This window comes from Candidatus Nitrosocosmicus sp. T (assembly GCF_054408485.1).
This window is the reverse complement of the sequence record NZ_CP166992.1, coordinates 1212492-1225771: the sequence shown is the minus strand read 5'-3', so window position 1 is coordinate 1225771 and position 13280 is coordinate 1212492. Positions and strand designations below refer to the sequence as shown.

14 protein-coding genes are annotated in these 13280 nt (G+C 33.9%); 9 read left to right on the top strand and 5 right to left on the bottom strand.

Annotation, left to right across the window (positions count from 1 at the left end; genetic code table 11):
• Window positions 1-216 (bottom strand): hypothetical protein, encoded by a 216-nt coding sequence (locus tag AB0A59_RS06420; protein WP_458747248.1) that lies wholly within the window; start codon window positions 214-216, stop codon window positions 1-3.
• Between the two features lie 67 nt (window positions 217-283).
• Between AB0A59_RS06420 and AB0A59_RS06415 the strand changes: the two genes are divergently transcribed.
• From AB0A59_RS06415 to AB0A59_RS06400, 4 genes are all read left to right on the top strand, one after another.
• Window positions 284-970, top strand: a complete 687-nt coding sequence (locus AB0A59_RS06415) for a diphthine--ammonia ligase (RefSeq protein WP_458747247.1) — start codon at window positions 284-286, stop codon at window positions 968-970.
• A 6-nt stretch (window positions 971-976) separates the two neighbouring features.
• A complete protein-coding gene (locus AB0A59_RS06410) occupies window positions 977-2341 on the top strand; it encodes a signal recognition particle receptor subunit alpha (RefSeq protein ID WP_458747246.1) in 1365 nt (454 codons plus the stop codon).
• A gap of 233 nt (window positions 2342-2574) precedes the next feature.
• Window positions 2575-3507, top strand: coding sequence for a tRNA pseudouridine(55) synthase (locus AB0A59_RS06405; RefSeq protein WP_458747245.1), 933 nt, complete (start codon window positions 2575-2577; stop codon window positions 3505-3507).
• Between the two features lie 13 nt (window positions 3508-3520).
• Entirely contained in the window at window positions 3521-4207 is a 687-nt protein-coding gene (locus AB0A59_RS06400) for a hypothetical protein (RefSeq protein WP_458747244.1), read from the top strand.
• An 8-nt stretch (window positions 4208-4215) separates the two neighbouring features.
• Here the strand turns inward: AB0A59_RS06400 and AB0A59_RS06395 are convergent, their stop codons facing one another.
• Together AB0A59_RS06395 and AB0A59_RS06390 are read right to left on the bottom strand one after the other, a co-directional pair.
• Complete coding sequence (locus AB0A59_RS06395) at window positions 4216-4416, bottom strand: 30S ribosomal protein S27ae (RefSeq protein WP_458747243.1); 201 nt, start codon at window positions 4414-4416, stop codon at window positions 4216-4218.
• Window positions 4417-4449: 33 nt separating this feature from the next.
• Window positions 4450-4824 (bottom strand): eS24 family ribosomal protein, encoded by a 375-nt coding sequence (locus tag AB0A59_RS06390; protein WP_458747242.1) that lies wholly within the window; start codon window positions 4822-4824, stop codon window positions 4450-4452.
• A 350-nt stretch (window positions 4825-5174) separates the two neighbouring features.
• Between AB0A59_RS06390 and AB0A59_RS06385 the strand changes: the two genes are divergently transcribed.
• From AB0A59_RS06385 to AB0A59_RS06365, 5 genes are all read left to right on the top strand, one after another.
• Complete coding sequence (locus AB0A59_RS06385; protein ID WP_458747241.1) at window positions 5175-6077, top strand: hypothetical protein; 903 nt, start codon at window positions 5175-5177, stop codon at window positions 6075-6077.
• Between the two features lie 960 nt (window positions 6078-7037).
• Entirely contained in the window at window positions 7038-7733 is a 696-nt protein-coding gene (locus AB0A59_RS06380) for a phosphoglycolate phosphatase (protein WP_458747240.1), read from the top strand.
• Window positions 7734-7741: 8 nt separating this feature from the next.
• Window positions 7742-9742 (top strand): arginine--tRNA ligase, encoded by a 2001-nt coding sequence (locus tag AB0A59_RS06375; protein WP_458747239.1) that lies wholly within the window; start codon window positions 7742-7744, stop codon window positions 9740-9742.
• A gap of 53 nt (window positions 9743-9795) precedes the next feature.
• Window positions 9796-10422, top strand: coding sequence for an EMC3/TMCO1 family protein (locus tag AB0A59_RS06370; protein WP_458747238.1), 627 nt, complete (start codon window positions 9796-9798; stop codon window positions 10420-10422).
• A gap of 80 nt (window positions 10423-10502) precedes the next feature.
• Window positions 10503-11612: a tetratricopeptide repeat protein gene (locus AB0A59_RS06365; RefSeq protein ID WP_458747237.1), complete on the top strand. Its 1110-nt coding sequence runs from the start codon at window positions 10503-10505 to the stop codon at window positions 11610-11612.
• Between the two features lie 7 nt (window positions 11613-11619).
• Here AB0A59_RS06365 and purN read toward each other — a convergent pair whose 3' ends face one another.
• Together purN and AB0A59_RS06355 are read right to left on the bottom strand one after the other, a co-directional pair.
• Window positions 11620-12216, bottom strand: a complete 597-nt coding sequence (purN, locus tag AB0A59_RS06360) for a phosphoribosylglycinamide formyltransferase (RefSeq protein WP_458747572.1) — start codon at window positions 12214-12216, stop codon at window positions 11620-11622.
• A gap of 238 nt (window positions 12217-12454) precedes the next feature.
• Window positions 12455-13237 (bottom strand): sulfite exporter TauE/SafE family protein, encoded by a 783-nt coding sequence (locus tag AB0A59_RS06355; protein ID WP_458747236.1) that lies wholly within the window; start codon window positions 13235-13237, stop codon window positions 12455-12457.
• Window positions 13238-13280: the final 43 nt, after the last annotated feature.

The following is a 13280-nucleotide window of genomic DNA, read 5'->3' as shown; positions in this document are numbered from 1 at the left end:
CTAATGATGATGTTCAGTATGACGAAGGTTATTCTTCCTCTCATACATCGCAGTCCAAAACCCTACTCCTATCGTCGCAATGCCGATGGCCATGATAAGGTAATCCACAATGATAATGGTTGCCCAAATTGAATTTAACAGTCCAGCTATGAAGAAGAGAAACCCCAGTAGAAATATAGACACCCCCGCTATTATTTCAGAATTTAGCATTAGCATAAAACTAAAAATCGTGTTCTATTATAAAAACTATTAGATTATATCCGAAGGAAAATACGGTTAGTCATTGAGAATTGGGGGATTATTTTCTGGAGGTAAAGATAGCACCTATGCTATCTTCAAAAGTATTTTACAAAAACATGACCTATGCTGTATAATGACTATGCATCCAAGTACCGATAATAGCTTATTATTCCATTACCCTACCACGAATTTATTAGGCAAAGTTTCTAAAGTAATCGATGTCCCTGTTATTGAACACCACTGCAATATAGCAGAGAAAGACTATGAAGTTAAGGAATTAACCCATCTGGTTAAATCTGCAGTAGACGAATTTTCCATTGAGGGATTAGTACACGGATGCATCTCTAGTAAATTTCAATTAAACATCTTTCAGGATATATGTAATAAGTTAAACATACAACTAATATCACCTTTGTGGAACATAAACAATGATTATTATTACCAACAGTTGCTAGACCGGGGATTTGAAATAATGATTACTAGAGTAGCGGCACTAGGATTAGATAAGAGTTGGCTTGGAAAGAAAATTACAAGAGATAGTTATTCTATTCTAAAAAAATTAAGTCTTAAATATAAATTTAATATCACGTTTGAAGGTGGGGAGGCTGAAACATTAGTATTAGATTGTCCACTATATAAGAAAAGACTTAGCGTTAAAGACCACACCATTACGTGGGATGGAATTAGGGGAATGTTTGAAATATTAGACATTGATTTAATAAAAAAGTAGAGAACCATGCTTGATAGTTTAAAAGATAATTTAAGATTGGCTTTAAAGAAAATTGTTGGAGCTTCAGATATTAATGAAGAATTGATCAATGAATTATGTAAGGATCTCCAGCGAGCGTTGCTAGCTGCTGATGTAAATGTCCGATTAGTATTAGAAATAACAAAAAATCTTAAAGAAAGATCTTTAAAAGAAGCTCCTCCAAAGGGCTTGTCTAAAAAAGACCACATTATAACCATTCTATACGGCGAACTATCAAAAATGCTGGGATATAGCGGTGAAACTATTAAAAACATCGACAGGAAAAAAATGGATGAAAATATAATAAATTTCAATTCGGATAAAAAGAACACTATTTTGATGCTCGGGATACAAGGTAGTGGGAAGACTACTGTTATCGCCAAGTTAGCAAGATGGCTTTCAAAACACGGTTATAGGATAGGAGTGATCGGAGCAGATACCTGGCGACCTGGTGCATTAACCCAACTAAAAATGAATTGTAGTAAGATCAATGCTCAAGTCTATGGTGAGGAAGATAACAACGATGCACTAGAAATAGTGAAGAATGGACTAGTCTTTTTTAAGGATCAACCAGTAGATATCATAATCATTGATACGGCAGGGCGGCACAAAGAGGAACAAGGGTTACTCGAGGAAATGCGTATTATGTATTCTATAGTCACTCCCGATCAGGTGTTTCTTGTAATCGATGGCACAATTGGACAGCAAGCATATAACCAGGCAAAAATTTTTCATGAGAATGCAAAAATTAGCGGAATCATTATTACAAAATTAGATGGTACTGCCAAGGGGGGTGGGGCCATAGCTGCTTCATCTGCAACTGGTGCAAAAGTCCTTTTTATAGGAACTGGTGAAAGAATTGACGACTTGGAGCAATTTTCCCCCACAAGCTTTGTGGGCAGATTATTAGGGATGGGAGATATAAAGGCCCTTCTGGAAATGGCACGGAATTTAGAAATACAATCTGATGAAAATCAAGCAAAGAGGCTTATGAGTGGCAAAATGACAATTGAGGACTTTTATTCCCAAATGGAAAATATGGGAAAAATGGGATTCCGAAATGTAATTGAAAATTTGCCAGGGCTCTCTAACTTTGTAAAAGATGACCATCTTGATGTTCTGCAACAGAAAATGGAGAAGTGGAGATTTATTATCCAATCGTTTACTGCTCATGAAAAGAAGAATCCAGATATTATTAATGAGGCAAGAAGAAAGAGAATCGCTAGAGGTTCTGGAGTAATGGAACATGATGTTAAGGACCTCATCAAACAGTATAACAATTCCAAGACCATGATGAAACAAGCAAAAGGCCGTCAGATGCAAGGATTGTTACGGAGATTTGGGCTTGGCTAAAAACGATGGAGAATCAAAATTCAAAAAATAAAAAAATGTTAAACTCAAATCAGCTTGAGATACCCCTCTGTAAATTTTGTTATGATCGAAACTTTTCTAAAAATGAGATATCTTTGGTGAAATATAGAGTTTCTGTCAAGGTTATAAAAACAGACGTAAAAGTTTGTTATATTTGTAGGAATTTTTTTCGAGTAACGTTACCATTCATAGTTGATAGAATATTGAACTCTGATATGTTTAAATCAACCACGGGTATTCCTGCTATTGACATAGGAACAAGGCTTCCTTTTTTCTTTTACGAGAATGAGGATTATATTCGTTCTATGTTCCAAATTAAAGGTACTTTGGGAATAAAAACCCAAATCAACTTATTGATTAGAGAGAAAATAAGAAAAAGCAAGAAATATTCTGTGGATTACTTGAATCCAGCTTTGAAATTTGAAGTTATTATTGAAAATGACTTGAGCTTTAGCATAAATTGCAAAGCGAGAGAATTCTATCTTCTTGGAAGATATATAAAATTAGACAGAGGCATAACCCAAAAAAATAAAAATTGGAGTAGAAAGGATCGTCAAAACTTTTGTAAATTGGCAGATAAATATGAGAAATCGATAGAAGACTCGATTAGAAAATCGGTTTGGTCAGAATATAATGCAGAAGACATGAAAATAACCTGGACTGGTAGCGAAGATAAATATAGCTTGGTCCTTGGTAGCGGAAGACCGTTCATTGTAAAGGTGATTAATCCTAAATTCAAAGGCTTAGATGAAATGAAAGTCCTTGAGAAGGATGTTGAATTGTATTTTAGAAAAATTAAACAGGAGGAAATTGATTACTATTGCCAATATAGAATACTTGTTACTATATTTGTCAAATTAACTGAGAAGATTGGTAATATTGGTCATTTCGAGAATCTCGTGAAGACATTAAAGGGTGAGGTGACATTTAGAGTCAAGAACAGAAAAACTGCTAGAAATATTTACAATGCAAAGTTAATAAATGCAAGAGAGAACAACCTTGAAATATCACTAGACATGGATAATGGAATACCTATAAAGCAATTTGTAGGGGGTAACGAACCCATCGAGCCTTGTCTCTCTAACACTCTCAAGACAAAATGCGAATGCATATATTTTGACATTCATGATATTATTTTAAACAAATAGTTAATGAACCAAGATGAAAGTTTTTGACCCATTAGTTTTAATCAAGAAATATTTTAATGAAAAGAAATTGGACGATAGCACCCATAATCTCATCATTGACAGGATGAATGTAATCGAAGAAGGTGTCGAAAGGATCAAGAGGATAACTTCCATAGATTACCCATCTTATTTTGTAGAACCTAATCTACTGGTTGCAACTTCGGAAATCGAGTACCAGCAATATTCCATATTGTATGCAAGGACGATTCCATTTTGTACTTCTGAAAATAGAATAAGAATAGTCATCCAACTTTCTGCTCCATTGATAATGTATGGATTGAAAGGGACTATTCACGCTGTGCTCGCCCATGAGTTTTTACACTATTTGAATATATTAAAAAATATTATAAATTTAGACATATCGTCAGATAATATTTCCAATACACTTTATGAAAATTCATTTACGGATAATGAAAAAACTCTTGATCTTAATAAGGTGTTCAAAGGAGATGCTTATCTTCAGAAATTGGTAAAGAAAAAATTTGCAAACGGATTTAATGATTTAAAGCTGGATAAAAAAACCGAATTATTATGGATTAAGAAAAAGTTACCTATCCAAAAAATCATGATCGGTGACAATTTCATAAAGTTGCCATTTTCTGCTCTGGCTAATACCATAGTGGAGGATTCCATAAAAAAAGAAATTTTAAAATTTAGTTAATTAATGCATCATTGTTGTCTTGATTTTTTTGTCTGTTCCTTTTGAAATTCAGTATAGCTGCATTTTCCACATGTTAATCTATCTTTATGCACAGCCATGAAAACACCTTTACCACATCGTGGACACTCCCTTCTAGCTCTCTCAACTTTATTGTCAGTAATTTTATAAAATTTTGATATGCTTACTTCTGTTTTTTTTTCTTTACTCATTGCATTTCTCCCCTTAACCTAGTGTTGGCAGTTCTACTTCTTTTTAGATTTTGCTGCTGCTGCTGCTGCCTGTTTAGCTTTCAGTTTAACTGACTTTTCTTCATCAATTATTTTTTTTCTCTCGTCTTTTGTCATTGTTCTGAGAATTCGGTAACGAGGCAACTGTTTCTTTGCAACTTCTAAATCATCATAATAATACATTATAGTCAAAACATCGGGGTTACCGTATTCACTTTTTAAAGAAATAGGCAATAGATTCTTCTTGTTTACACCAATCTTTCCCGCTATTAGGTTTGCGGCTTCCTCCCGTGGAATAGACCCAGTAGCATTCTTTATAATCGATTTAATCTCACGTCTTTTTAATAATATATTGTTATTATCCTCCAACAAAACGACTTCTAAACTCAAACTATTCTACTATGTGTCATGGTTTATTCAATATATGTATTACTAAACCTGGCTGTGTCAACTTACCGTCATATTGACGCTCAGTCAAGGGTTGTAAAAAACCGTCAGATGACTTAAATAATATTTAACCTATAATATAATCAAATCCCAGAGGGTTAGCTCTGGGATTTTATCTACCTGCACGAATTACAATCATTCGATGTTTGTAGAATGGCTATGACAACACCCAGTCCTGTCAAAAATATAGATCCTGTTTTTAGCCATTGGCAAAAGTCACTATCTTATGTCATTGGAGATTTTTTATCTCCAATCTTCAATTAATACATTGGCAAGGAACAGCAAAGCTAAATATGATAATATGTTTTATAGAAAAAGCTTTGGATACTAACTATTCCTTTAAATATTATATTAATCCAAATTCAAAGAATGGATACTCAATATCTTCCTTTAATAGGGCCAATTATTCAGATAATGAAGCATTTTTTATTGACGCCAATAAAGAAAGAAAAAATGAACTTGAAAAACATAGAAATATTTTAAAAAATGATTTACTCTCTATAAACCAATCTTTTAACTTTATCCCAACCGAAGGTAACGGAATACCTTTATGGTTATCGACCATAAGGATAAATCCGACTATAGGATTTGTTCCAACAGATTTTGTGCAATATCATTTAGAACGAGATAATCCTCAATTGTTAAATCATATTCCAAAATTCATAGAAGAGATAGAATCCCATAATCAAAAAGTTTTAGAGTTTATGAATAATTCACAATTATTTATTGAAAATGATGTTAGGAGAATGGGTATAGAAGTCTCTATATTTCCCAATCAAGGATTTTATTATAATGAAGATTATAGAACCTTTTTGAACTTACAGCTAGATCGAATTACCACAGTTCTGAGAAATGGATTAGAAGAAATTAGTCTCTCAGAAAATTTAACATTACTTCAAAATGATTTTAATTCCCGTTATCATTTAAGTCGTAATGGAAATGGTTATTTACTTCTAGGTAATTTCCTAGTTGGTAGGAATAATGAATTAATAACGCATGGATTAGAAGAAATATTAGTCAATATTCCATTCAGAACGGAAATCTTAATGGAAATAACCAACCTTTACACAAATCGTCTATATTTGCAAAATAAATTGGATTTAATAGTAAGTGAACTTGGAGATGTTGTTCAAAAAATTGACAGACTCCAATACAGGACAAAAGTCAAATGCTGTCCCCGTTTTTCACTAACATAGTTAATTTAGATAGGGAAGACCATATAATTTTAAGGAAAAAATAACTTACTCCCCCAATAAATATGCATCGTTACTAATAAAAAGAATAATATAGTCCTTCCGGTTAAGGAAGGACAATGCTTAACGCAGAATTTAACGGAGACATAAGTCAACCGCCAATCACTTTCCCCCTTGATAAATTAGCGGACGAGCTAATCTTGAAGGTGTTTTGTTTTTAGGTGCTGGTCTAGGACTTTGTATCACCCTCAGTATCATTGGAGTTAATCCCTCCAAATCCTGAGTTTATGATACGTTCTCCTTCTTGATAGCTATTTATATTGTAATTTAGTTCAATTAAAACTTAAATTCTAGAATAATACCGAAATAGTTAAGGTATTTCACGTATCCCTTACCTGTGAGAAGTTAGTCCAAGTCTCTTCTCATGGGTAATTGTTAGAAAAGGTTAGATATATGAAAAATGGATTGCTTCTATGTCTACCGTAAATTTAGGATGCAGTCATTGAGGTCATAAATTGCAACTTATATCTCCCGATTTAATACATACTGAGCCTAATCTCAGTCTACGAATGAGTATTGATTGGACGGATTTCCGATTCATGAACGCGGTGTGTAAGGACTGTATAAAAGCTACTTGGATTTTTTGGTATAGGCCATTAAATTATTGATAAAACCGATTTACTTACAAATTCTCTTTTAACTCTGTTCTAAAACCTATATGTGTTGGATACTTTTTTAGATGCTCTACTGCAAAACTTGTCTTATATTCAAACTCTTCACCACAAAATAAACAAAACACTGTATACTGTTCTAAATACATATTATTTTTTTTACTTGAATTTATTTATAAGATAGCCCGTATGACGCTTTTTTACATTCTTCGTGGAAACATGGGTGCGACGATAAGTTGACAGAGCCCTAAATCTAGATTTTTATGTAACGTTGTTATTACCTTGATTTCATTTGAAGTCCGTAAAATTCTTTGCCATTGATATAGATGGAACCCTAACTCTTAACGGAAATGGAGCACTAAATCTTGAAGCGTTGGCTAAACTTCGATATCTAGTTAAATTAGGCTATAAAGTAATTTATGTAACAGGCAGATCGTCCCTTGAGGCTTATGCTTTGTCTGTCTTTGGTGGAACAACTCCTATCGCAATAGGTGAAAATGGAGGAGTTATTACTACTTCGCCTATTGAACATACATTATTGGCAGATAAAGTAAGATGTTTGGTGGGATTCAATTTAATAGCCAAAAAAATTAAAGAAGTCAGACAGAAACCTGTTTTTCAAAGAATGACTGAAATAGTCCTTGAGAGAACGTTTGATATAAATGAAGGAAATAAAATCTTTCAAGAAAATGATCTAGATTTGACATTGATAGATAGTAATTATGCATTCCATATCAATGAAAATAAAATCAATAAAGGATTAGGACTAGCGTTCTTATTGAAGAAGCTGGATATTAATGTCGATGACGTGGTTACAATAGGCGATAGTAGGACCGATATCCCAATGTTTAAACAATCAAGATATAGCGTTACGTTTGAAAATTCCGAGGAGGATGTGCAAAATAGTGCAACTCACCTGGTTGGAGGCGCCAAAGGAGAAGGATTGATAAATGCAATTGATCTGATAATCAGAGGAAAAGCATTCTAGTGATTTTAATGATTGTTGAAAATGTTATCAATGAAATAAACGAATCTCTTGAAGAGGTATTATCTTATTATAACCTAACCAAATCCGAAGTCAATTTTGAAATCACTGAACCACATGTAAAGAATTTCGGTGATTTTTCTACAAACATTTGCTTCTTGTTAGCCAAGAAATTAAAAAAGTCGCCAAATGAGATAGCGGAGTTTGTTGTGAATTTTATTCTACCCTCTAGTAGAATATTAATAGATAAAAAACGTTTGATAGAGGCAGTTTCATTCGTAAGACCAGGATTCATTAATTTTAAGATTGACAATAAACTCTTTGTGAGTGAATTCTTAAAAGAATTTATCAATAGTCCAACATCCGAAACTGAAAATGATAACAATTTTAATTCTAATGAAATGATACTTATAGAACATACTAGTGTAAATCCCAATAAGGCCCTCCACGTAGGTCATCTAAGAAATGCCATAATTGGGGATTGTTTATTTAGATTACTTAGAAAAGCAGGAAAAGATGTCAAGGTGATAAATTACATTGACGATTCTGGAGTTCAGGTAGCCGATATTATTGTAGGATTTAAACACGTTGGATTTTCCACTAAATTAGATGATCAAAAATTATCAGAGAAAGAAACAAAATTTGATCATTACTGTGGCAATGAAATTTACGTTAAAACGAACGAGCTTTACAAAAGTAGGCCTGACTTGGAGATTAAAAGAAATATCATCCTGAAAGAATTAGAGAATCCAGAATCAGAGACCTCACTATTCACCAAATCGATAGTTGACAGAGTTCTCATAGACCAACTTAAAACATGTTGGAAATTGAAATCTCGCTATGATTTACTATGTTTTGAGTCACAAATAGTCCAATCGAATCTATGGAACGATATTTTTTCAATCCTCAGAGATAAACAAATAATTTACTATGAAAAAGTGGGGAAAAACGCTGGTTGCTGGGTGTACAAGTCAGCGAAAGAAGGAGACAAAGTGTTAGTGCGTAGTGATTCGACTTTAACCTATTTCGCCAAGGATATTCCTTTTGCGGTTTGGAAATTAGGCTACTTGCGGAATCCCTTTGATTATGTCTTTTATACCCGTCAATGGGACTCTTCTATTTTATACAAAACAAATATTGAGAAAAGCCTGAATGACCCGTTTGAATCCAATTCTGATTCTGGGAAAGCATCAATAAGTGACTTTAGCAGAATAAGTAAGGTAATAACAATTATCGATTCTAGACAAGAGCGGCTTCAAAATTTGTTGGTCGAGATATTAGGAAAATTAGGAATGGATTCATCAAAATATAGATATCTGGGATACGAGCCTGTCATTTTAAGCCAAAGTTCCTTAGACAGTCTAGGTATAGCTGCAAAGGACAAGAATTCACTACACATGTCCGGAAGGAAAGGTATTTTCATTGAAGCAGACGCTGCACTAAACATTCTTGAACAACGGGCAAAGGCAGAAACGAGAAACAGAAATCCAGACATCTCAGCAGAAGAGATAGCATTCATATCCAAAGAGATATCCATCTCAGCAATTAGATACTTTTTTATAAAATTTGATTTCGGAAAAATGATAACTTTTGATATCAATGAGTCACTTAGCCTTGAGGGAGATACTGCTTCCTACATCCAATATGCGTACGCACGGGGTAAGCGAGTTGAAAATAAGATTATCGAGGGTAGCCTCCGAAATAAACAAATTAACTTTGAAAACCCGTCCGAGATATTGGATTTTTCTACTGCTGAAATCGATTTGATTAAACACATTAGTAGATATGATATTGAACTAAAACAGGCAGCAAATAATATAGACCCAAAGGCACTCTCAAAATATCTTTTCCAGCTTGCTACACAGTTTAATAATTTTTATGAAAAATCACCGATCCTAAAGGAAAAAGATCAAGGTTTGGCGTGGTACAGGGGATTAATATTGAATGCTAGCCTAGAAATTCTTAAGCGCTGTATGGACATAATAGGAATAACTCCTTTGAACAGAATGTAACCGAATAGCAAGTAAAAAGATTAATAACTCTCAGAAAATCATTTTCTTTTGGTTTGATAGATCTTTTCAATTTGTCTGAAAAGTTGGTATTACAAATTCCGGGATTGACTCCCAGTTATACTCAACATCCAATTTTTCCCGATATGTTCACGTCTGCAATTGTCGCTGCTATAATCGCCATTGGGTTAAATTTAGGAATGGCATTATTGAGAAGAAAGACAACCAATATAGAAAAAATGAAAACTGTGATGAAGGAAACTGGAGAATGGAGAAAAAAATACACTGAGGCCATTAGGAAGAAAGATAAGCAGTTAATTGAGGAACTAAAAAAGAAACAATCTCAAATGCAAAAGATGAGCATGGAGATGCAGCAGCAAAATATGAGACCTATGATGCTATATATGATACCTTCTTTTATGCTATGGATATTTGTTTTTCCGGCTATATTTGGTCAAACGGTGGCACTATCCCCGATCGAAATACCGTACTTGACTTGTTCTGCCGATAATGTAAAAACAGACACACCTGTTCAAACTACGAATAGTACAAACACTGAACTGAAACAAGGCCCCTGTAAAGTACCAGGTCAGGTATTTCTCTGGGGATGGTTCTTGCTAGTCAACTTTGCGTTCACTGGAATCGTAGCAAAGGTAACCAATACAAGCATTCCCACATTCTAGTTTAAGATACGTGGGCTTCGTTATCATCTTTTTGTTTTAAAAATAAATATATTTATTCTCGATAAGTATAATTAATTATAATGGAAAAGATTTTTGGGAGGAAACTTTTATCAGAAAAGAAGGACGAAAATTCTTCCCGTACTGCTAGCGGTTATAAAATAACTCAAGATGACATCAAAAAAGTCAATCTTTATAACAAGGGGCTTAACAAGATGTCTGAAGAAAAATTTGAAGACGCTATTAGATGTTTTGATCTTTCCCTTAGAATAGATCCCTTTTTCGTGGACGCTTTAATAAAGAAGGGTTATTCACATTTCCATTTAAAACAGTATAGTCTGGCGATTAGCATTTTTGATCAGGTATTAGATAGGGATATCAATAATCCTGAAGTTTGGAACTTGAAGGGTTTGGTTTATTACAAATCAAAAAATTACGAAAAAGCTATAGAATGTTGCGAAAAGGCTATCGATTTTAATCCTAACAACTCCATGGCTTGGTATAATTTTGCCTGTTACCTGACGTTAGATGGAAGGGCAACGAAAGGTATGGAAGCTCTAAAAAAATCCATTGAATTAGATATTGCTAATGCAAAAAAAGCAGTAAAGGACAGAGACTTTATCAATGCCAGGATGGAGGAAGATTATAAAAGGATTATAGAGGTTGTAATACTCGAATCCATCAGACAGGGAAATGATCATTTGGGTAAGATAGTATGGATTACCGGATTGGATCGTGAGGAAATTCAAGATGCTACAACTAGACTAGCCAATAAGGGGTTACTGATTAAAAACGTCAAGACATCGTTTACGGGAAAGGATGAACAATATGAGCTCACTAAAGAATTGATATCAAAGATCGGAGTTGAGAAGCGAAACTCACATACAAAACCTCTAGAAGGCAAGAAAGAGGTTTTCTTTTCTACTCAACAATTGAAAGATATCAGTGCAATCTTGTATGAATCTTCAGAGTCCGCTGAGAGAGGTGACTTAAAGTCATTATTGCAAAATATTGATAAATTATTGAACCCGATTTTGCACGGTACACTGATTCTAGATAACTTTTTTGAAGAGCATAGAGAATTACGGTTGTTTAACAGCAGATTAAGAGAACGGGGTCAGGAATATTTGAATATGAATAAAGAAGAGATTTCCAAGTTCATGCTTGATATGGATAAAAAAATAAGGGGTTAAATGATCCTTAAATTTGAATAACCCTGTTTTCAACTACTGAAATTTGATTTAGAGTAAACAACTTTATGGCTCTGACATAGATTTCGTGCTCTTTTACAAGAATGCGTTCTGATAATGACAATTCATCATCGTTATCATATACTGGAACAGGGTATTGTAATATTATCGGTCCACTATCCACACCATTATCCACAAAATGAACAGTGCATCCCGAAATCTTTACTCCAGCCACCAATGCTTGTTTTTGTGCACGTAGACCTTTAAAGGATGGAAGCAGTGATGGATGAACGTTCATTATCCTATATTTGTATAAATCCACAAAAGATGGACTTAAAATTTTCATAAAGCCAGCCAGGCAAATTAGACCGGTATCTGGATCAATGTTATTGCTTGTTAGTTCATTAACCAGCCTCCTTTCAAACGACCCATCTTTTTTGTCTGACAATATAGTCGAGGTCTTGATACCAAATTCTTTTTCAGCAATTTTCAATCCCAAAGCATCCTGTTTATTGGAAATAACTAATATTTTACCAATTCCGTGAACCTCTTCTCCCCTAATAGATTCAAGAATAGCTTTCATATTACTTCCCCGTCCAGATATCATTATAGCTAAATTTATCAATTCAACAAACATTTAGTATTAAAAATAGCAATTTATTAATTGATTGATACAATTGTAAAAAATCACGTATCCATAGTTAATGTATAATGTCTATACTCGGAGTTGACAAACCTATGCACCGGTTATGCAGAGACTAGTTGTTATTTTTAGACCAAACCCATACCGTATGAAGGAGATGAATACAAGGTCTCTTACCTTGTGATCGAAATTATCTGTAGCACTAACTTAAACCATCATATATCAATTTCAGTGATACAACTAGTAATAAAATGCTAAATATTTTGAGCAACATGGTGGATTTCATTCTTCCAGTTAGCATACTACCAATAGTGCCTCCTATTATAGAACCTACTGACAAGATGAATCCCATAAAGTAGTCAGGTTTTCCTTCAATGACGAATAATGTTAAGCCTGCAAGAGATGTAAACATGAGAGCGAACTGGGAAGTAGCTGAAGCTGTCTTCATGTTAAGCCCCAGAATGATAATTAAACAAGGCACAAATATGATACCACCTCCTATGCCAAAACTGCTCGATAAAGTGCCAGCCAATAATGAAAAAATAACCAAGATCGATAACCTCCTGGGTTCCAAGTATTGGTGCTTATCTGAGAGGTACGGTATTCTTTTCTCCTGACCTAGTATTTTTGATCTGAATAATAAATAAAGAGAAGTAGCAATTAAAATAAGCGCGAAATAGAATCTAAACTCACTTAAAGTAAAGTAATTTGAGATGTAAACACCGATGAATGTACCAGGAATAGATGAAAAGGCCAAGATCACTGCTATTTTTTTGTCCGTCAGGCCTTTTCTAATATATTGAAATGAAGAGGATATGCTGGTAAAGAAAACTGCGATAAGGCTAGTTGATGATATCTGCGAGGGAATATAATTGAGATAACTAAGATAAGGGGCATTTATTATGCCTCCTCCTATACCAACCATTGAACCGATTAAACCCGCTACTAGTGAAATCCCAAAAGCAATTAAAACATCTATTAGCATTTATACAAGTTATAACTAATTTGCGGATATTTAATGAGGATCA